The 22,475-nt window shown below is 52.7% G+C and carries 10 protein-coding genes; 5 read left to right on the forward strand and 5 right to left on the reverse strand.

What is annotated here, in order from left to right:
* The first annotated feature begins 67 nt into the window (after positions 1–67).
* Genes BLU47_RS07110 through BLU47_RS07130 form a run of 5 tightly spaced genes read left to right on the forward strand, consistent with a single transcriptional unit; the run spans position 68 to position 12,754 of the window.
* Positions 68–2,890, forward strand: a complete 2,823-nt coding sequence (locus BLU47_RS07110) for a glycoside hydrolase family 2 TIM barrel-domain containing protein (RefSeq protein ID WP_091960601.1) — start codon at positions 68–70, stop codon at positions 2,888–2,890.
* Between the two features lies 1 nt (position 2,891).
* The gene (locus tag BLU47_RS07115; RefSeq protein WP_091960408.1) at positions 2,892–5,990 is read left to right on the forward strand and encodes a glycosyl hydrolase; all 3,099 of its coding nucleotides are present in this window, start codon (positions 2,892–2,894) and stop codon (positions 5,988–5,990) included.
* Positions 5,991–5,999: 9 nt separating this feature from the next.
* Positions 6,000–7,454: a sialate O-acetylesterase gene (locus BLU47_RS07120; protein WP_091960412.1), complete on the forward strand. Its 1,455-nt coding sequence runs from the start codon at positions 6,000–6,002 to the stop codon at positions 7,452–7,454.
* Between the two features lie 11 nt (positions 7,455–7,465).
* Positions 7,466–10,042 carry a glycoside hydrolase family 2 protein gene (locus BLU47_RS07125; RefSeq protein WP_091960415.1) on the forward strand — a complete coding sequence of 859 codons (2,577 nt, stop codon included), beginning with the start codon at positions 7,466–7,468 and terminating at the stop codon, positions 10,040–10,042.
* 45 nt (positions 10,043–10,087) lie between these two features.
* Positions 10,088–12,754, forward strand: coding sequence for a two-component regulator propeller domain-containing protein (locus tag BLU47_RS07130; protein ID WP_091960418.1), 2,667 nt, complete (start codon positions 10,088–10,090; stop codon positions 12,752–12,754).
* Between the two features lie 64 nt (positions 12,755–12,818).
* Here the strand turns inward: BLU47_RS07130 and BLU47_RS07135 are convergent, their stop codons facing one another.
* The 5 genes from BLU47_RS07135 to BLU47_RS07155 form a co-directional block, all read right to left on the reverse strand.
* Complete coding sequence (locus tag BLU47_RS07135) at positions 12,819–14,429, reverse strand: glycoside hydrolase family 32 protein (protein WP_091960603.1); 1,611 nt, start codon at positions 14,427–14,429, stop codon at positions 12,819–12,821.
* 37 nt (positions 14,430–14,466) lie between these two features.
* The gene (locus tag BLU47_RS07140) at positions 14,467–15,849 is read right to left on the reverse strand and encodes a DUF4960 domain-containing protein (RefSeq protein WP_176780487.1); all 1,383 of its coding nucleotides are present in this window, start codon (positions 15,847–15,849) and stop codon (positions 14,467–14,469) included.
* A gap of 30 nt (positions 15,850–15,879) precedes the next feature.
* Entirely contained in the window at positions 15,880–17,613 is a 1,734-nt protein-coding gene (locus BLU47_RS07145; RefSeq protein WP_091960424.1) for a RagB/SusD family nutrient uptake outer membrane protein, read from the reverse strand.
* Positions 17,614–17,626: 13 nt separating this feature from the next.
* Complete coding sequence (locus BLU47_RS07150; protein WP_091960606.1) at positions 17,627–20,755, reverse strand: SusC/RagA family TonB-linked outer membrane protein; 3,129 nt, start codon at positions 20,753–20,755, stop codon at positions 17,627–17,629.
* A gap of 159 nt (positions 20,756–20,914) precedes the next feature.
* Positions 20,915–22,435: an AraC family transcriptional regulator gene (locus tag BLU47_RS07155; RefSeq protein WP_091960427.1), complete on the reverse strand. Its 1,521-nt coding sequence runs from the start codon at positions 22,433–22,435 to the stop codon at positions 20,915–20,917.
* Positions 22,436–22,475 lie beyond the last annotated feature (40 nt).

The following is a 22,475-nucleotide window of genomic DNA, read 5'->3' on the forward strand; positions in this document are numbered from 1 at the left end:
ACGCGACGCCATGATGACATAAGCCACAGGTGAACGTCTTTAAAATAAATAAATGTATAGCTATACGATGAGACGGATTTTTCTTTTGGCTGCGTTGACGAGCTCGTTGACGCTGTGTGCTCAGTCGTCAGTAGAGACGGAGCGTCAGTATCTAAGTGGTCACGGCTGTGACGACATGGTAGAGTGGGATTTCCTGTGTTCGGATGGACGTAACAGTGGCAAGTGGACTAAGATCGGGGTGCCCTCATGCTGGGAGCTTCAGGGCTTTGGCACTTATCAATATGGTATGCGTTTCTATGGCAAGGCTACTCCGGAGGGTATTGCCAATGAGGTGGGCAAGTACAAACACGAATTTACTTTGCCCAAGGAGTGGGAGGGCCGGCAAATCATGTTGGTCTTCGAAGCTGCCTTTACAGAGCTGCGCGCCACCATCAACGGTCGCAAGGCTGGTAACGGCACCTATCAAGGAGGCTTTACCCGTCATACTATCGACGTGTCAGACCGTATCTTCTTCGGTCAGAAGAAGAACCGCTTAGAGGTGGAGGTGCTGAAAGAAAGTACCAATCCACAGGTGAACTTGGCTGAACGCCGTGCCGACTACTGGAATTTCGGAGGCATCTGGCGCCCGGTGTTCATCATCAGCAAACCGGCACAGAACATAGCACGCGTAGCCATCAATGCCAAGGCCGACGGACGCTTTATGGCAGACGTGTACCTGAACCGTGCACTATCAGGGGGATCGGTGAGCGTTGAGATTATCGACGCGAAAGGCAAGGTGGTAGCCAAGAGTGCTGCCTTCACCACTGCGAGCGACCTGGGCAAGATAGACTTCAACGCGAAGGGCATCAAGACATGGAACGCAGAACAGCCGAACCTGTATACAGCAGTGTTCACCTTAAAAAACGCTGAGGGGCGCACCCTCCACGTGGAAAGGCAGAAATTCGGATTCCGCACCATAGAATACCGGCATACGTACAACGGCGACAAGGAGGACGGCGTGTTCATCAACGGACAGAAGGTCATCTTCAAGGGTGCCAACCGCCACTCATTCCGTCCCGAGACGGGGCGCACATTGTCGAAACAGAAGAACATCGAGGACGTACTGCTCATCAAGTCGATGAACATGAATGCCGTGCGACTGTCTCACTATCCTGCCGACCCAGAGTTTCTGGATGCGTGTGACTCGCTGGGCCTCTACGTGGAGTGTGAACAACCGGGCTGGCACTGGGCACACGAAACGATTACGGGTTCGCAGATTGTCGAGGAGATGGTGACGCGCGATGTCAACCATCCGTCCATTATCTTTTGGTCAAACGGCAACGAGGGCGGCTTCAACTACGAATTGGAACCGGTGTTCACCCGACTGGACCCGCAGCAGCGTGTGGTGCTCTACCCCTGGGCTAACCGCAATGGTTTTGAGACCAAACACTACCGCTCATGGGGCGAGACGGCGGAGTATATGCGCCAGAAGGAAATCTTCATGCCCACCGAGTTCCTCCACGGTCTATACGATGGTGGTCACGGTGCCGGACTGAAGGACTATTGGAAAATGATGATGGCGAATCCACGCTGTGCCGGCGGTTTCCTCTGGGACCTGATGGACCAGGGTGTGGTGCGCACAGATATGAACAACATTGTGGACTGCATGGGAAACTTCGGTGCCGACGGCATCGTAGGACCACACATGGAGAAAGAAGGCTCGTTCTATACCATCCGCGAGGTGTGGAGCCCTATTCAGGTGAAGTATTGGGAGCAGGGCAACATCCGAATTCAGAACTGCTACGACTTCACGAACCTGAAAGATTGTCAGTTCAGCTATAAGCTGTTGCAGATGCCGGCATACGGCGAGACGCAGATGAAAGTCATCAAGGAGGGCAAGCTCACATCGCCCGATATCGCTCCTCACCAACTGGGCAAGCTGAAAATAGAGAAGACCGATGCCGAAGTGATACAGCTAACGGCTACTGACCCCCAGGGACAGGAGGTGTTCACATGGACGCACAAGCATAGAATCAAGGAAGGCAACCTGGGTTGGAAGAGTCTGCATGAGAACACGCAGAAGTATACATATACGGAGAATGACAACCAGTTGTCGGTTACGAATGGTACGCGTGAATTTACCTTCTGTAAGAAGACAGGTCGTCTGATGCAGGTGACGGTCAACGGCAAGAAACTGTCGTTCGGTAACGGACCTCGCTTTGTCGCTGCCAAACGAGCCGACCGTTCGGAGGACGGTTTTTATAACCACGACGACAAGGAGGCCTTCAAGAAAAAGACCGAGTATACAGAATATGCCGATCAAGGTGCTTTCGCAGGCTTTGCCTTTCGTGACAGCACACTCATAGCCAACTACCAGCACGGCTCATTGCAGCAGGTGACTTATCGCTTCCTCAACGACGGCGGTATGTATATGAATGCTGATTACTACTTCAACGGCGTTGTCGACCTAATGGGTATCTGCTTTGACTATCCCGAGCAGCTGGTCAAGAGCAAGCAGTGGGTAGGAAAGGGTCCGTACCGCGTCTGGAAGAACCGCATGGAAGGTCCACAGCTGGGTTATTGGCAGAACAACTATAACGACCCCATTCCTGGCGAGTCGTTCGAATATCCGGAGTTCAAGGGCTACTTTGCCGGTGTCAGATGGATGCAGCTGACGACAACGGAAGGCAAGGTGGGCATTGAGACCCTTGACGGGAAGATAGGCATCTATACTCCACGTGACGGACGAGACCACATCCTTTATACGTTGCCCGAGACAGGCATCAGTATTCTCAAAGTCATTCCTGCCGTACGCAACAAGGTGAACACGACCGACCTGAACGGTCCCTCAGCACAACCCTTCTGGAGCAAAGGAAAAGGACATATTAACACTATAATAAGATTCGATTAACATGAAGAAATTGATTATTTCGCTATTCACACTACTCTTTACAACAGGTTCCAGCATGGCTGAAACGGTAAAACCCTGGACCTTCTGGTACTGGATGTATGGGGCTGTTTCAGAACAAGGTATCAAAGCCGACCTGCAAGCTATGAAGAACGTAGGCCTGGGAGGTTGTTACCTGATGCCCATCCGCGGGGCAGCAGAGAACCCGGAATACCAAGGTCAGGCTAACGCCATGAGTGAAAACTTCTGGAAGATGACAGACTGCGCCTTCGAAGAGGCCGACCGTCTTGGACTGGGCATGGGCATTCATATCTGCGACGGCTTTGCATTGGCTGGTGGTCCTTGGATCAAACCTGAGGAGTCTATGCAGAAGATTGTGTTCTGCGATACCATCGTCCGCGGAGGCTATCATAAGTTTAAAATGCCAAAGCCTCAGCATTATAAGAACTACTACAAGGACATTGCCGTCTACGTCATCCCCGTTTCCGACCTCAATCAAGAAACCTTTGCCTTCCGCTATGCCGACTTGAAGACCAAGTACTCTTTCAAAAAAGGGAAGACAAAATGTTCGCCAGAGGTAAAGAAGAACGATAAAGGTGTCTACTGTGCCGACAAGGCTTGTTGGCTGCAGTACGAGTTCGCCAAGCCCACACTGATATTCAATATTGAGATAGAGTCATCGGGCAATAACATACAATGCCAACGCTTACTGGTGAAAGCTTCTGACGACGGTGTCAGATTCCATACTGTAAAACAACTGGTGCCACCCAGACAAGGATGGCAGAACACCGATTACAATACGACATTCAGCATACCGCCTACGAAGGCCCGCTTCTTCCGCTTCGAGTGGACACCTGCCGGCACAGAGCCTGGTGCAGAGGACCTGGATGCCGCCAAGTGGAAACCCGTGTTCCGCATGAAGGACCTCAAGCTAGGAACACTCCCAGCGATTGACAACTGGGAAGGGAAGAGCGGTCTGGTTTACCGCATCGCACCCGATACGCCTGAAAAGGATGTACGCCGTAAGGATATGACCTTCTTCAACCAAGTTGTAACAACCAAGATGCAGGGTGACGTCTGTGAGCTGAACCTGATTGGTGGTACCTACCGCGTACTGCGTATGGGCTATACATCAACAGGACATACCAATGCAACTGCCGGCGGTGGTCAGGGTCTAGAGTGCGACAAGTTCTCACGTGAGGCTGTTGCCAAACAGGTTGACAACTGGTTCGGTCAATTTATGAAACGTCCCCATCATGAGGTGGTCAAATTCTTGCATGTTGACTCTTGGGAGTGTGGTAGCCAGAACTGGAGTCCTCGTTTTGCTGAGGAATTCACCCGCCGTCGCGGCTATGACATCCTACAGGTGTTGCCCGTCATGGCTGGTGTACCCTATGCTCACGCAGACATCATTCTACGTGATGTACGCAAGACCATCGAAGAGTTGAAGAATGAGGCTTTCTTTGCCACCGTTGCTGAGAAAGCACGTCAGTATGGTGTGGAGGTGTCTTTCGAAAATGTGGCTCCTACGATGGTTTCTGACGGTATGAGCCACTTCCGGTATGCCGATGCTCCCATGGGCGAGTTTTGGCTTAACTCACCAACTCACGACAAGCCCAACGACATGTTGGATGCCATCAGTGCCGCTCACGTCTATGGAAAGAACATCATACAGGCAGAGGGATTCACAGAGGTTCGTGGTGTCTGGGACGAGACACCGGCTATGGTAAAGCCTCTGTTGGATCGTAACTTCGCATTGGGTATGAATAGGCTCTTCTTCCATGTGAACACACATAACCCATGGCTTGACAGAAAACCGGGTATGACGCTCGATGGTATAGGACTCTTCTTCCAGCGCGACCAGACATGGTTCCCTGAGGCGAAAGGTTTCGTAGACTATATCACACGCTGCCAGACACTGCTGCAAGAGGGTAAACCCGTTGTCGACATCGCTGTCTACACAGGCGAAGAGATTCCTTGTCGGGCTTTTACACCTGACAAGTTGGTGAACGTACTGCCTGGTTTGTTTGGGCCTGAGCGCATAGCCGCTGAACAAAAACGGCTTGCCAACGACGGACAACCTATGATAGAATCTCCTGTTGGCGTACGCCACGCGGCAGGTATCCTTGATTTGAAAGACTGGGTGAATCCGCTGCACGGCTATCAATACGACTCCATGAACAAGGACGCCCTGCTTACCCGTCCCTTTAGTTACAAGATGCTGGTCATCCCCATAGGTGTTTCGGTTTCAGAGGAAGTGAGCAAGAGAATCAACGAACTGCGCCAACAGGGTGTTCAGATTGTTGAGCGTCCTTATCAGTCGACAATGCTCAACGGCATTACACCTGACGTAGTGCTGCCTGAGGGTATTGCATTCTGTCACCGTCAGAGCAATGACAAGGAGATCTACTTCCTGTCTAACCAGCAGGATAAGGCGATGACGTTCAAGCCGACCTTCCGCAGCAAGTTGTCCGTAGCTACCATCTACCGCGCCCAGACCGACGAGTACGAGTCGCTGGGTGATGGCACTATCACGCTGGCTCCCTACGAGTCCTGCTTCGTACTATTCGCACAGACAAAGGCTGCTTTTGGTGCCCAATACCAAGGTGTCGAGGACAAGGCTCCAGTATGGACGGAGCAGGCTATCAACTGCAGCGGATGGGACATCAAGTTCAGCGAGAACGGAGTCAGTCAAAAGGCTGACCAGCTCTTTGACTGGAGCAAGAGCAGCAACGACAAGGTCAAGTTCTTCAGTGGCCATGCCCGCTATACTACGAGCTTTGACTTTAGTGGCAAAGTCAAGAGTAATGTACACATGGCACTGCCTAACGTTAAGGACGTTGCCCATGTCTGGGTAAATGGTGTCGACTGTGGCTATGCCTGGGCAAGTCCCTACGAGGTAGATATTACCAAAGCACTGAAAAAAGGTAACAACAAACTGGAGATAGAAGTGGTCAACACCTGGCATAACGCCCTACGTGGTGCCGATCAAGGCAAGGCTCCCTATCAGGGTATCTGGACAAATGCCAAATACCGCACCAACGGCAATGGTCTGTTGCCTGCCGGCCTGCTGACCCAGCCTATATTAAAGATTAAGAAATAAGCGAGTTTTATGAGAAGACTTTTCTGCGCCCTCGCCGCGCTCATCAGTGTCACAGCCAGTGCCAAGGTCACGCTTCCGAAGTTCTTTGCCGACAACATGGTGCTGCAACAACAGTCGGAATGCAAATTGTGGGGCTGGGCAGAACCAGGAAAGAAGATTCTGGTTGTCACCCCTTGGGACAAGAAGTCCTATCCTGCAACGGCGCGCAAGGACGGCTATTTCCAAGTGACCGTAAAAACCCCTGAGGCTGGTGGCCCCTACACCATCTCTTTTAAAGATGGCGATGTCGTCACGCTGAACAACGTCATGATTGGCGAAGTCTGGATATGCTCAGGCCAGTCCAACATGGAGATGCAGATGAAAGGCTTCAAACAGCAGCCCGTGGAGGGTACTACGGAGGAGTTGCTTCGCTGCAAAGACAACCAACTGCGCCTGTTCACAGTCAAGCGCCATGCCTCGCTAACCCCAGAAAAGGATGTCACGGGACAATGGAGCGAGGCTACTACAGCAAGTGTCCGCGACTTTTCCGCCACAGCCTATTATTTCGGACGTGCCTTGCGTCAGGCTCTTGGCGTACCCGTCGGACTCATCTGTACCTCATGGGGCGGATCGGCCTGCGAGGCTTGGATGAATGCTGACTGGCTGAAAGCCTTCCCGAAGGTAAAGCAGACCATTACCGACGAGGATGTGAAGAAGTTGCAACAACGCTGTCCTACAGCACTCTATAACGGCCAGCTGAAGCCGCTCATCGGTTATGGCATGCGTGGTGCCATCTGGTATCAGGGTGAGGATAATGTGCCGCGTTATGATTTCTATGCCCCACTGCTCAAGGCGATGGTTGAAGGATGGCGCAGCGACTGGAAACAAGGCGAATTCCCCTTCTACTACTGTCAGATAGCGCCTTACGACTATTCCCTCATCCAATGGGAGGGCAGTCAGTATCTGCGTGAACAACAGGCAAAGGCAGAATCAATGATTGCCAATGCCCGCATGGCGGTCTTGATGGATGCCGGACTGGAATATGGCATACATCCTCGCAAGAAGCGTCAGGCAGGTGAACGCCTGGCACTACTGGCACTGGCAAACACCTACGACGTGAAAGGCCTTCCCGACTTTGCCGTATACAAGGAGGTCGTGTTCCAGAACGATACGGCTGTTGTTTCCTTTGACCGTTCTAAGGAGTGGGTATATTTTGAGCACGGCACCACCAGCAACAACTTTGAAGTGGCAGGTGCCGACCGCGTGTTCCACCCCGCAAGCAAGGTATGGGTGAGCCGCAACCGTGTCTACATCACATGCGACCAGGTGAAGAAACCTGTTGCAGTACGCTATGCGTTCAAGGATTGGGCCGATGGCGACTTGATGCACGACGGACTTCCCGTTTCCTCCTTCCGGTCTGATGACTGGGAGAAGCTCCCGGCGGCACCCTCTACCAGCAAGGAGGACTATAACAACCCTAAATGATTTCATAGCTTATGCGACGACTTATTTCCCTTCTCCCTTTATTTCTCCTGACGCTTTTACCCTTAAAGGCGCAAACCTCTGTTGCCGGACTTTTCCCCTTGGAGAACAGTGGCCGGCTAGTGTGGAACTTCAATGCGGGGTGGCGTTTCCATCTGGGTGACGTGGCACAAGCTGCACAAAAGGACTTTGACGATAAGGCCTGGGAGGTGGTCTCTACGCCTCATACCGTACAATTAATGCCCGCCGAGGCCAGTGGATGTCGCAACTACCAGGGTATTGCCTGGTATCGAAAACACTTTATACTACCTGATGAATGTGCTGGGCGCGATGCAATCCTTCACTTTGAGGCCATCATGGGCAAGCAGACTATCTATGTCAACGGACAGAAGGTAAAGGAGCATGAAGGTGGCTATCTGCCCATTAACGTCAACCTCACCTCCCTGGGCTGCTCGGCAGGCGAAGAGTGTGTCGTGGCTATCTGTGCAGACAATAGCGATGACAAGACCTACCCTCCTGGCAAGAAGCAGATGACACTCGATTTTGCCTATCATGGTGGTATCTACCGTGACGTGTGGCTCATTGCCAAGTCAAAGGTAGCTATCACCGATGCTGTCGAAGAGCAGCAGGTGGCTGGCGGTGGCATCTTCGTTCACTATGCCAACATCAGCGAGCGCAGCGCAGAGGTCTATGTCAACACAGAGGTACGCAACAGCGATGACCATTCGCGAACGGTTACCATAGAACAAACCCTTAGCCCTTCTGGTGCAACAGTGTCGAAGCGCGTCTCTCTGAAGGCTGGCGAGGCCAAGACGATAGTCCTGCGTTTCATGGTGAAGAAACCACGACTCTGGAGTCCCGAAACCCCCTATCTCTATCAGATAGCTACCCGCATCAAGGATGGACGCCAGTCATTGGATGGTGGCATCACCCGCATCGGCATCCGCTCGTTCGAGTTCCGCGGCAAGGACGGATTCTGGCTCAACGGCAAGCGCTATCACCAGTTGGTAGGTGCTAATCGTCATCAGGACTTTGTCTATGTGGGCAATGCGCTGCCAAACTCACAGCAATGGCGCGATGCCAAGCGATTGCGCGAAGCCGGCTTCACCATCATCCGCACAGCTCACTATCCACAAGACCCGTCGTTCATGGATGCCTGCGACGAGTTAGGACTTTTCATCATCGTAGCCACCCCGGGATGGCAGTATTGGAACAAGGATAAGGGATGGGACGAGAAGGTACACCAGAACACGCGCAGCATCATCCGCCGCGACCGCAACCATCCTTGTGTACTCATGTGGGAACCCATCTTGAATGAGACACGTTATCCGGAGGCGTTTGCTTTGCAGGCCCTACAGATTACCAGAGACGAGTATCCCTATCCCTATCGTCCCGTAGCTGCTGCCGACGTTCACTCTGCAGGTGTTGCCGACCACTATGACGTGGTATACGGATGGCCTGGCGACGACTTCAAGGCCGACAAGCCCCAACAGTGCATCTTCACCCGTGAGTTCGGCGAACTGGTAGACGACTGGTATGCCCATAACAACCTCAACCGTGCTTCCCGTTCGTGGGGTGAGCGCCCCATGCTGGTTCAGGCCATGAGCCTCTTCCGTTCCACTGACGAACTATACAAGACTACAGGACAGTTTATCGGAGGTTGCCAGTGGCATCCTTTCGACCATCAGCGCGGCTATCATCCCGACCCATACTGGGGAGGTATCTACGACGCCTTCCGTCAGAAAAAGACCGCATTTAATATGTTTGCTGCCGTGCTACAGCAATCCACGGAACAGCCCATCGTATCCATTGCCCATGAGATGACGCAATTCTCGGAGCGCGACGTCACCGTCTTCTCCAACTGCGACAGTGTCCGCCTGACCATGTTCGACGGTGAACACTGCTGGACACTACCCGTCCCTCACGAGGCAGGTCATGCACCTTCACAACCGGTAGTCTTCCGCGATGCCTGGGATTTCTTCGAGGCACGCGATTGGAGCTACACCAAACGCAACTGGCAGAACGTAAAGATGGTAGCCGAAGGCATCATTGGCGGCAAGGTAGTTTGCTGCGAGGAGAAGATGCCTTCACGCAGAAGTACAAAGCTGCGCCTTTACGTTGACGAGATGGGTAAGAAGCTGGTTGCTGACGGTTCTGACTTCGTAGTCGTTGTCTGTGAGGTTACTGATGACCTCGGACATGTTCGCCGCTTGGCCAAGGAGAACATCCGTTTCACCATTGAGGGCGAAGGCGAAATTATTGGCGATGCCGCCATCAATGCCAATCCGCGTGCCGTCGAATGGGGCTCTGCTCCCGTTTTGATTCGTTCTACCCGCCAGGCAGGAAAAATCAAGATCAAGGCGGAGGTACAGTTCCCTGGAACGCATGCCCCCACCCCTGCAGAACTGGAAATCGAGAGTGTGGCATACGACCTGCCGATGTGCTTCACCGAAACCCATAAGTCCAATAAGCCCCATGAGGCCCATAAGCCCCATGAGGCCAATAAGCCCAACACCCTCTCCGAGAAAGAAAAAGCCAAGCTGCTCCAGGAGGTAGAGGCCCAACAGGCCGACTTCGGAATACAGAAATAGCCGATTTATTTTGCCGATTCAAAAAATCTTCGTACTTTTGTCGCCATGACAAGGGTACGAAGATTCTTTTTAGGCCTTCTTCCGGGGCTGATATTGGTAACTGCTGGCTGGGCGCAGCCGGTACCCTCCGTCATTTCTGAACATTATACGACAGCCCATGGACTGCCCTCCAACAACGTGATGTGCGCTCTTCGCAGTCACGATGGTTTCCTGTGGCTTGGCACGTGGTACGGACTCTCCCGCTTCGACGGCGGCAAGTTTATCGCTTACAACCAACCCGTCAACAAAGCCTCCGACAATCCGCCACGCAAGATAGAAAGCATCGCCGAGGACGCTCAGGGATGGCTTTGGCTGAAGACCGTCGACTGGAAACTTTATCGATTTAATCCGCAGACAGAACAGTTTCATGCCGTATACAACGAACTGAAACAGTTTGCCAGAAATCTCCAGGTTATCAAGATTCAGTGTACTGACGAAGGACGCATCCTGCTGCTCACCAAAGACAAGACACTACTGATGGCTACAACTGACCAGAAGGGGCATTTCTCTATCCGTAAACTGGTTGACGCACAAGGCAAGACAGACCCTCAGTCTTTTCAGTTACGCGAAGATATTACTGCCTCCACAAACGACTATTGGGCTTACGTGGGACGTGACTATCGCATCTTTACCTGGCCTAAGAAGAAAGGTGGTTTGCAAGAGGCTATGGCTAAGGACGACAGTCGCCAGCAACAGCAGTATGAACGAGCCTTACAGATGGCCACAGAAGCAGGCATCGAGAAATATCAGCAACTCTATCAGGACCATGACAGTCTGCTTTGGGTGACTACCGTATCCGATGGCATCTACTGCATCAGTAAGCCTCGTCACGCCTTTAACGTTATGCCTTTGCCTGACAACAACATAACAGGGGTGCGCTGCATCTATCAGACGCGCCAAGGTAACATCATTGTGGGCACGCGCAGCCGTGACGTCTATGTATATCATCCAGATGGACAATTGCTTAAGAGCCTACCCTATGCCCAGTACGGCATCGGTTCCATCTACCACGCCATGGAGGACAGTCAGGGACGGCTGTGGCTCTCCACCAAAGGCGACGGATTGGTGGTGGGCATCCCCGACGCTTCCCAGCCGCTGGGTTATCAGTTGACACACTATCGCCATCAAGCCGGTCTGGCGTCCAGCATCAGTGGCAACAACGTATACTGTACTTTTATTGACTCGAAAAAACGCATCTGGATAGGTACGCTTGACGGAGGTCTCAACCTTGTCGTGCAACAAGCCGACGGACAGTTGGCCTTCTATAACAAGCGACATGGGTTCAAGCACTACCCTGCCTACGGACTCTACACCGAGGTGCGCAACATCACCGAAGACCAGAACGGGCGCATCTGGGTGGGTACCATCGACGGACTGATGAGCCTCAACGGTGACTTCAAGCGCCCTGAGGACATCCGTTTCACCACGTATCAGAACACCGCTGAAACGGCCTTTGCCAACAATGACATCTACACCCTGCACCGCGACCATACCGGACAGATATGGGTAGGAGCCTTTGGAGGCGGACTGCAACGCCTCATCTACGACAAGCAGCCTATCCGCTTCGAACCCCTCGGCATTCGCGAGGGCTTGCGCAACGATGTCATCTACTCCATCACCGAAGACCTGCACGGACGTCTATGGTTTGCCACCGAGGGAGGTTTGTCATGCTACAACCAGCAGACAGGGCGTATCCGTAACTTCGACCGCTACGATGGCATCCCCAACGTAACGATGGAAGAGACCTCTGCCTGCTGCTGTGCCAACGGTCACCTTTGGATAGGTACCAGACAGGGACTTTTGATCTTCAACCCCGAACAGTTGCAGACCAGCAAGACCGACTACCGTACGTTCATCGTCAACATCACCGCCGACAACCAGCCCTGGTCAGGCACGACGGCTATCCCCTACACCCACGAAATCGAATTGGAGCACAATCAGAATTCGGTTACTTTCGAGTATGCTGCACTCAAGTTCCAAGACAACAGCCAACTCAGCTACCGTTACCGACTCGAAGGTTACGACCGCGACTGGCACTATGCCGGTGCTCATCGATTGGCCTCCTATAACGAGGTTCCTCCTGGCAACTACACCTTCGTCGTAGAAACCATCGACGAGACACGCTCCGACCTGTCCGATGCGTCACGGTCAGCCGTTCTTCCGTCTACTGCCCGCCTTACCCTGCGCATTCTGCCTCCTTGGTGGGCCACCTGGTGGGCATACCTCATCTACCTTGGTATTGCAGCCGTTGTGACATGGCTCATCGTGCGCACCATTCTTCAGATGAACCGCATGCGCAACGAGGTATACATCAGTCAGCGACTGGCTAAGCTAACCACCAAGCCCAACGATGGTGACGAATTCATTGACCGCTTGCATCGCATCATCCGCCAGAACATTGCCAACAGCGATTTCAACATTGACGATATGGCCAACGAGATGGGACTGTCGCGCTCTGCGTTCTACAAGAAGGTAAAAGGCGTGACCGGCTTTGCTCCTGTCGACCTTATCAAGGAGTTCCGTCTCAGCCACGCTTCCGAGCTGTTGCAGACCACCAACCTTAACATCACCGAGATAGCCTACCGTTCCGGTTTCAAGGATCCCAGCTACTTCGGCAAGTGTTTCCGCAAGCGCTACGGTATGTCGCCCCGCGAGTTCATCAATCAGCAATAAAGAATAAGAAAAACTGGAACACTACCAAGTAATGTTCCAGTTTCGTTTTTAGTTCAATGACCAACTATTGCTGGCTAACCTTCACGTCACTGACAGTAATGCTGCCACCGTAGCTGTTGATGCTCCAGCAATTCTTCTGGATGCCATAGATACGCTGTGTGCTGCATACATTGTCATTGATGTACATCACAACCACCGAGTTGTCGGTATAGATGTCTACCTTATAAGTGTTGTCTGCCGGGCGATAGAAGCCATAGCCGTCAGCACCGTCAATATATCCCTTACCCTCTGGACCTTCCTGCTCGAAGTTCACCTTACGTGCAGTACCATTCTCCTCGGGATTAACCATCATGGTGTAATACTTCTTGGCATCAGTATCACGGACAAATGATACACCAAACTTATCCGCGTCACCGGCAGTCTTCACGGTGAACGTGATGTGGTTGCAAGTGCCCAGACGGTTGTAGAGCACATAGGCACCCTCACCGCTCAGCGTGCCGTTGTTATACCCATTGCTGGCCATCACGTTGACAGGCTGCTGCTTCGTATACTTTGCTGCTATGGCAGGCACGGCGCCCAGCGTCAGCATTCCGTCTTCATGCTGGATAATCTTGTGGCAAACCAGTGCACCACTCCAGTTGGGCTCACCATCGGCACCTACACTGATGTTCTTTTCGTGGATGTCCTTTCCCGAACGATACGGACTCCATCCCCAGATATAACGGTCTGTACCGTTGGAAGCCGTCTTGGCAGCATAGAACGCACGTGTGTCAAGTGTTCCCTCACGCCATAGAGGACCGTCGGCAGGCCACTTAGGACCGCTGTTGAAGCAGTCTTTCAGCCCTTCCCATGACGTAGCCACCATGTACTTCACCTTACGGCTCCATGAAGCTCTGTTGCTCTGGCTGAACACGAGATACCAGTAGTTGCCCATCTTGAAGATGTCAGGACACTCCAGCATACGGTCCCAAATCATATTGAACATACCCACATGCTCCCATGTCTTCATGTCGTTAGACTTGAACTCAGCAAACTTGGGATCACCGCCCCATGAGGGATAGGTAGAGATGACCATGTGGTAGACACCGTCATCGGTGGTGAAGATCTGCGGGTCACGGAAATCATTGCCCGAATAGCCATACTCTACTCCCTTGATCGACCACGCCACATCCTTGGTCCATGTCTTGAAGTCAGGCGACGTAGCGCGCAGCACGACCTCACGGCTGCTGCAATTGCCGTTATGTCCCGTATAATAGATATAGTACAGGCCTTCCTTCTCGTTATACACGGCGCAGCCAGTACCCAGAGCGGCATCCTGCGCATAGTCGTTGGTAGCCGTAGGCAACACCTCACCCATCGACTGGTAGTTGGCACCGTCTGTAGTCCTCAAGCCCCAGATGGGGTGGAAGCGGAACGGGGGGTTGTTGTCAAACTCCTGCAGATAGAGCACCTTGAACTCGCCGGCCTTTTTATCATAGAAAGGCATCGGATCACCCACACGGCCAATTGCAGGCATGAAATAAGTATTGAATCCTGCATCATCAGTAGGTGCAAAGAAGGTGGTCGTTTCTGCCCAGTTCTTAGCAGGGTCTGGTCCGAAATCGTCGTCGCTGCATGCCATCAGCCCAGAGGCTGACAGCATGATTGCGAATACAGAATATATCGTTGTTTTCATAACTTTATTCATTGATAAAAATGTTAAACGCCATTATTTACTTTCCCGAAAGGTATTTGAAAGCATTACCTGTCATAATGCCTACATTCTCGTGGTAATATGACTCGTAAGGATTCGGAGAATACCAGTCATAGCAGCCCGAACCGAAGCAGATGATACCACCCTTTCCGAACGTTCCGTTGTAGGCAGGAGCCTCCCAGACGACGACGGCACCGTCACCGCCATGTCCCAGGGCCTTGCATCCTGTCTTTGCCTCCCAATCGGCAAAGCCGTTGAAGCTCCAGGCACCCCACTGAGATACGCAGTTGGATATCTTGTATCCTCCATCGGTAGTAATAATCTTGTCGTTACCACCTACGAGGTTCTGCCAGATGGGGTGAGAAGCGTCGTTGGGCAGGAAGCTCCACTCGCCACCGGGATTGATGATATCACCACCGTCGTCATTGGCACCCCAGCAGTTGTTTGCACAGAGCTTATCCTTGACAGCACCCAGCGATGCAGCGAAGTTGACAGCCGCACGGCCCAGGATGAAGGCACCGCCGTTCTTATAGTAGTCAAGCAACTTGTTGCGGTAAGCCATTGCTGTCGAAGTGGCACCGGTCTCAAAGTCTGTCAGGTTCTCTGACGGCTGGTGCTGCCAGTGCCAGAAGATGACTTCACACTTCGAGAGGTCCATATTGGCCATATCGCCCCATGATACGAAGACAGACTGTTCAACGTTAGCAAGCATCCACTTACAAGCCTCCTGTTCCTCACCGACGAGGTCTTCTATCTTGGTAGCCTTGGCGCTGCCCAGGAAGATGGCCTTCGGAGCACTTACGGTCTGAATTGTAACCGTGTAGGTTGCTGTTGCCGTATTGTCCTTTACAGTATAGGTAACAGGATTGGTGAAGTCGGTTACCACGCCGCCCATAGGTGTGATGGTAGCATCTTCACTCAGTGTAATGGTAGGTATAATCTTGCTGACGTCAACAGTTGAAGGCAGGAATGCCGTAATCGTGTGGTCTTCGTCGTTGATGGTAGCCTTGTAGGTGTCGTTGATGATAAACGAGGTAATACGAGCCTCGTCGTTCTTCACGTTCACCGTCCAGTCCAGGAAGAGGTCTCCGTTAGTGACATGTAATGACTGGGCAGCCGAGAAGTCAGCCACCATACCGACAGCCATATTAGCCTGTGCGCCATTCGAGATGCCGAGCTTGGTAATCTTCATCTGCGACTTACCATTGAAGTCAACAGGAACTTTCACCTTGATGGTACGTTTTGACAGGTCTATAACACCTGTATAGGTGCCGTCGAGTTCAAACGATTCTACCATGCAATCGCCTGACAAAGCCAATCCGCTGACATTGTCACTTGAGCATGCTGTCAGTGCCATGACAGACATCAGAAATGCAAATGCAGAATATATTATTGTCTTCATAATGTTCTTTTTTCTGGTTTTCATTGATTTTTACTTTCCCCAGTTGATGTTCTGGACATAATGGCCATTCGATGAGGATATCTGCTCATGAGGAATGGGAAGATACTCGTCGCGGTTCTGGGTGAATTGTGCTTCCCCGAGGTAAGACACGCGTTCTTTCTCCTTGGTGACATAACTGGTAATGACAGCAGGCGCGTCACCCCAGCGAACGAGGTCGAAGAAGCGTTCGCTCTCCAGAGCCATCTCCAGGCGGCGCTCCGTCTTTACAATCTTAATAGCCTCATCCTTTGAATAAGAACCGGTATAGGGCTTACAGTAAGGATGCACGCCGTAGCGGCTCTCATAGTCTGCTATCATCTGGGTGCTCTTGGCAGCACGCTCGCGCAGCTGGTTAACCAGCGGAATGGCCTGATCGCCCTGTCCGAGCTGTGCCAAAGCCTCGGCACGCATCAGCAGCACGTCAGCATAGCGGAAGACGATACGGTTCATCGGAGATGCCCAGTAGGAACCACGAATCAGGTATGAACCGATCAGGTCGGGGTCTACGTTGTGCTTCAAGGTGACGTAGTAGCCATAGATACCACCCGAACGGCTCCATGCCGGTGTTCTGTCCATGATATATTTCTTGTTGAACATATAAGGCAGACCGGTGATTCCTACGGTGAGGAACAGGCGTGGGTCGGCATTGTCAACGGTCATTTCGTAATTGGCATCGTTATAGTTGGCCATAGGCAGACCATCGGCATTGGTCTTGAATGAGTTGACCAGGTTCTGCGTAGGCTTGTAGAAGTCGCAGCCGCCATCGGTCACGTCAGGAATATTCGGTACGATCAGTCCGTAGCTCCAGTTCAGGTTACCGTATGTAGAACCGTCGTTGATGGAGTACTGGATGGCCCAGATGCTCTCTATGCCGTTCTCATACTGGGTCTCAGGACGGAAGTTGTTATGGAAGTCGTTCTCCAGACCATAGCCTCCTGCCTCATAGATAGCGGGAGCTGTGTATTCTACCACTTTCTTCAGATCGTCCTGGTTGATGCTGGTCACCTGGTTGGTGTTGGCATCATCCTGGCGATAAGCCTTGTAGAGATAGATCTTTGCCAGGAAGGCAGCAGCGGCAGCCTTGGTGGGACGGCCCTTGTCGGCTTGCTTCACAGGCAGATTGGCATAGGCTTCTTCCACTTCCTTGGCAATGAGAGCCCAACCCTCGTCGTTGTTATATTCGCGGTTCGACAGCGTGTTGTACTGCTCCTCTGACATGTTGGCATCCATCACGAAGGGGATGTTCTTGTAGAGTCGCTTCAGCAGGAAATGACCATAGGCACGCAGGAACTTCATCTCTGCCATGCGCTGAGCCTTCAGCTGATAGCTGTCATCGCACTTCTCAATCACGGCAATGGCAGTGTTCACACGTGAGAGTGTCTTGTACAGACGCACCCACATATCGTTGATGTTCCAGTTAGTGGTCAGCACACCCTTCTCCACCTCCAGCTGGTGGAACACGTCACCGTCGTTGGTTGACGAACCGCCTTTGTAGGCATCGTCACTGCGCACGTCGAAGTTCCACATGGAGAACGAAGAGTTGATATCCTCGGCAGTGGTGAAGATAGCATAGGCTGAGATTACCAGGTTGTCTACCTTTTCAGGGGTATTGACCTCGTTTTCCGAGAGCGTACCCTGCGGCTTCTGATCTTCCAGGAAGTCAGAGCAAGCGGTCAGTCCGCAAACCACGCAGGCGGTACAGATGATATTCAATATCTTTTTCATATAGCTTTCGTTTTTAGAATGATACATTAAAACCAAATGTCACGTTAAGAGGGATAGGATAGCCGAAGAGCGGATTCTCAGGGTCTACACCTGTAAACTTCTTGCTCTTGATGGTCAGCAGGTTCTGGGCAGAGACATAGGTGCGAATCTTGGTGATGTGCAGTTTCTCTGTCAGCGACTTCGGCAGGTTGTAACCCAGCTGTATGGTGCGCAACTTCAGGTATGAACCATTTTCTACATAGTATGACGAGAAGCGTTTCTCGTTATTATTATCGTAAAGTGACAGGGCGGGAATGTTGGAACCGTAGTTCGCGGGCGTCCAAGCGTCCAGCACGCGGTCTCCCTTGTTCAGATAGGCCACGTTCACACCGGCCCAGAGGTCTGTCTGTACTTTGTATCCGCCATTCGTGTCGTCACCGGGTTTTACGGTGGTCAGTGCGTCAACACCCTGAACACCCTGCCAGAACATGGTGAAGTCGAAGTTCTTGTACTGCAGGTAGATGTTCAGACCGTAGGTGAAGTCGGGTGTCGGATCGTATATCCAGTCCTGGTCGGCCTCGTTGATGATACCGTTGCCGTCAATATCCTTGAAGCGCATACGACCAATGGCAGCACCTTCCTGGGTGGCGTGGTTGTCAACCTCTTCCTGGCTCTTGAAGATACCGTCATAGATATAGCCCACATACGAGTTGATGGGGTGACCTACGACACTCTTCACGCCGCTACCGCCGAAGGTTCCCTTCGAAGCGATGGTCTCGGGCAGCTTGGTAACCTTGTTGCGGTTAGTGCTGATGTTACCGGCAATGTCGTAGCTGAAGTGGCCCTTCGAACCACGATAGCCCACATTGAATTCAAAACCTTTGTTCTCTACCTCGCCGGCATTGATCCACTTGTCACCGCCTTCACCCATGATACCGATACCGGGCATGAACACCAGGATGTCCTTGGTCTTCTTGTAGTACCACTCGAACGATCCGTAGAGTGAGTTGTGGAACAGTCCGAAATCAAAACCGAGGTTGGTCTGCGTGGTGGTCTCCCACTTGATGTCGTCGTTGCCTAACTGGTCGCGCTTGAAACCTGAGTCAAGGGTGTGACCGCCGTTCGTTCCCTGGATATCGTAGCTCGTACCGTAGCTCTGTCCACCGAACTGGGCTTCACCGTAGTTGGCTTTATAGATGGTGTAGCGGGCAATGTTGGAAATCTCCTGGTTACCGGTCTGACCCCATGAGGCACGCAGCTTCAGGTTGTCAAGCCATTTCTTGGTAGGCTCCATGAACTTCTCCTCAGAGATGCGCCAACCGGCACTGACTGACGGGAAGGTACCATACTGGTTGTTCTTACCGAAACGGCTGGAACCGTCACGGCGTACCGTTACGCTGGCCAGGTATTTGTCGTTGTAGGTGTAGTTAATCTTACCGAAGAACGACACGAGTGAGAAGCCGTCGCCCGAACCGAAGGCCTGCTGACGGCCTGAACCTGCATCCGGCCACATATAGTCGGGAGTCAGTACGGCATACTCGTAGCGCTTGCCTGAGAAGTATTCGTTGTCCTGACGGTTCAGCTCCATACCCACCAGTGCGTCGGCACGGTGCTTACCGATTTCCAGGTTATAGGTGGCAATGGCGTTCCACATCCACTTCATCCAGTGCTCTTGCTTGGCCTCGACGGCATTGTCGCTGTTGGCCACGTTACCGTTCTTGACAGGATAGGTGAAGAAACGCTGCTTCTTCTGTGCATAGTCAATACCGAAGGTGGTCTTCAGCGTCAGGTTCTTGATAGGCTGCAAGCTGATGAACACGTCGCCGAAGGTACGCCAGTAGGTGTATCGGTTGTCCTTGATGCGGTCGAGCACTTCTACCGGATTCTCACGGTCAGAATAGCTGCCGGTCAGGTTGGCAAACTCGCCTTTCGTATTATAGATAGGGAACGAGGGGTTGTACTGCAGCACATTGCCGAGGAAACCGCCAGGGGCCGAAACCTCGCTGGTACGGTTCAGCGTGAAGTGCTCACCGATGGTCAGTATGTCGCCAAACAGCTTGTAGTCGGCATTCATACGTGCTGAGAAGCGTTCGAAGTCGGTATTCTTGATGACACCCAGGTTCTTGTAATAGCCCAGTGAGAAGAAACTTGAACCGCGCTCCGAGCCGTTGCTCACGCTGACGTTGTAGTTCTGAATGACACCGGTGCGGGTGGTCTCCTTGACCCAGTCCGTGTCTGATGCGGGAATCGTGTTGGCGTCGTCCAGGTATTTCTGCATGGTCACCTTGTTCAACTGCGGGTTGCCGTTCTGGTCGTACTGCCAGTCGAAATGGTAACCCAGCGAATTGTTGTTGGGGTTCACACCGTCGTTGACATTGGCCTGCCAGAATGCGCGTCCCCACTCCTCGGCGTTCAGCACCTTCATGCGGTGGGCATACGTCGAGATGGCCAGACTGGCATCCAGATTCACCTTCACCTGTCCGCTCTTGCCACGCTTGGTGGTGATGATGATCACACCGTTGGCAGCGCGCGAACCGTAGATAGAGGCTGAGGCGGCATCCTTCAGTACCTGGATGCTCTCAATGTCGTTACCGTTCAACTCGTGCATACCTGATGTGGTAGGCACACCGTCGATGATGTACAGGGGGTCTACACCGGAGTTCAGCGTACCGACACCACGGATGCGGACGGTAGCAGCACCTGATGGTGAACCGTCTGCCGAGATGTTCATACCCGGTACACGACCTTGCAGGGCTTTCATCGGGTTGTTCTCGTTCTGCTTGGCCATCTCGTCTACGCTGACCGTTGAAATGGCACCGGTCAGGTCAGCCTTGCGCTGGGTGGTATAACCTGTCACCACCACTTCCTGCAACTGCTTGCTGTCCTCCTGCAGGGCTACCTGCATGCCGTTTTGTGCAGGCTGTTCTTGAGTCAGGTAACCCACATAGCTGAACACCAGGGTTGCGCCCTGCTTGACTTTCAGCTTGAAGTTACCGTCGAAATCGGTCACCGTACCATTGGAGGTACCTTTCTCCATCACAGTAGCACCGATGACTGGGCCGAAAGCGTCAGTCACCGTACCTGTCACTTCCTGTTGCGCGTACATTATAGTACACAGCAGCAATGACAGGAAACTGAGTAAGAATCTCTTTGCTTGTTTCATTTGCATGTTTGATTGGTTAGTAAAATATGAAATTTGTGCTGCAAAGATAACCAACCCTCGCGCATATAAGTATCAATTATCGTTCAGAGAGCACGAAAAATGATACATGAAACAAATGTTGATTAAAAAGGTGTATTCGTTGTATCCCGATGAAACGGCTCATTCCGACCGCAAGTCCATCGGCAACTTGCCATATTCTTCCTTGAAACACTTCGAGAAATATCCGGGGGTGTTAAATCCTACCTCATAGGCTATCTCCGCCACCGTCTTCGTCGTGGTGCCCAACAGTACGTAGGCCTCCTGCAAGCGCATCTTACGCAACAGTTCCACGGGTGTCACTCCGGTGATCGCCTTCACCTTGCGATACAGCTGCACGCGACCGAGTCCCATCTCCTCGCCCAACTCCTCCATTTTCAGGTTGGGGTTCGACATGTTTCTCCTGATGGCGTCGTTCAGCTGCTCGGCAAACAGGGTGTCTTGCTTCTTCGGGGTGGGCAGCTTCTCCTGCGGCGTGCTGAAGATCTCGGCAACCTTGCGGCGGTTGGCGTCGGTGTAGAAGAGGGTCTGCTCCTCGTTCAGCGACTGGCGCTGGCGGATGGTCTTCTTCGTCTGCCACCAGGCACGCCATGCGATGACGACCGAGATGACGAGCAGCAGGATGGTCACCAGACTGGCCACCAGCAGCTTCCGTTGTGTGTTATACAGTCCGAAGTAATCTTCCAGCTTGTCGTTGATGGTTATCATGTGGGCACTCTGCTCCATCAGCTCGCGCTCGTTCATGTCTACCAGGTCCACGTTCTCGGGGGTTACCATCATGCCGCGCAGGATGTTCTCGCGCTCGTAGGGCTTACCCGTCAGGATGTCCAGGGCCAGTCCGACTATCTTCTCGCCGTGGGTGGGATAGATGTAGGAACCTACCTGATGGCCCAGCTGCACATACTCAATGCCTTCACCGGGCAAGCCGTCGATGCCGATAATCTTCACCTTCCCTTCCAGACCTTGCTCGACAACGGCCTTGTAGACGCCGGTGGCCATGCCGTCGTTATGACAGAACACGATGTCGGGCACCTTCCCTGTCTTCACGCGTTCTTCCATGATACTGCATGCCTTGTCCGACGACCACTCGGCATCCTGCCAGACATAGTCCACCTCGGGGTGGGTCTCCATCACACCGGAAAAGCCCTCGTGGCGCTCCTGGGCGGGCGACGTGCGCATGCTGCCGGTAATCTCCAGCACCTGCTGTCCACCCAGTTCACTGACGTAGCTGCCCACGATGCGACCTGCCTCCACATTGCTGCCGCCGATGAAGGCGGTATAGTGGTCGTCGGTGGCCTTGCGGTCGAAGTAGATGACGGGGATGTCTTTCTCCTTGACCTTGGCAATGGCGTCGGCGATGGGTGCCGACTCGTTGGGAGCCACCACCAGCAGGTCGATGCCGCTGTCCACCAGCGAGTCTATCTGGGCTATCTGCCGCTGGGTGTCGTCATGGGCACAGGCTATGCTGACCTCCACGGACTGGTCGTACAGGTGCTGGGCGGCGAGCATCTCACTGTTCACCTTCTCGCGCCACTGTCCTGCGCCGCATTGCGACACACCAATCCGGTAGGTTTTCTCGTCGTTACAGGCGGTCAGCAGCAGCACGGCCAGCACTATATATAATAATAAGGTGGACTTTTTCATCGCTTGTTTTATTATTTTTTTCCACAGGCAAAGATAGAAA

It is taken from the genome of Prevotella sp. tc2-28, from assembly GCF_900107705.1.
In the GTDB taxonomy this organism is placed as follows: domain Bacteria; phylum Bacteroidota; class Bacteroidia; order Bacteroidales; family Bacteroidaceae; genus Prevotella.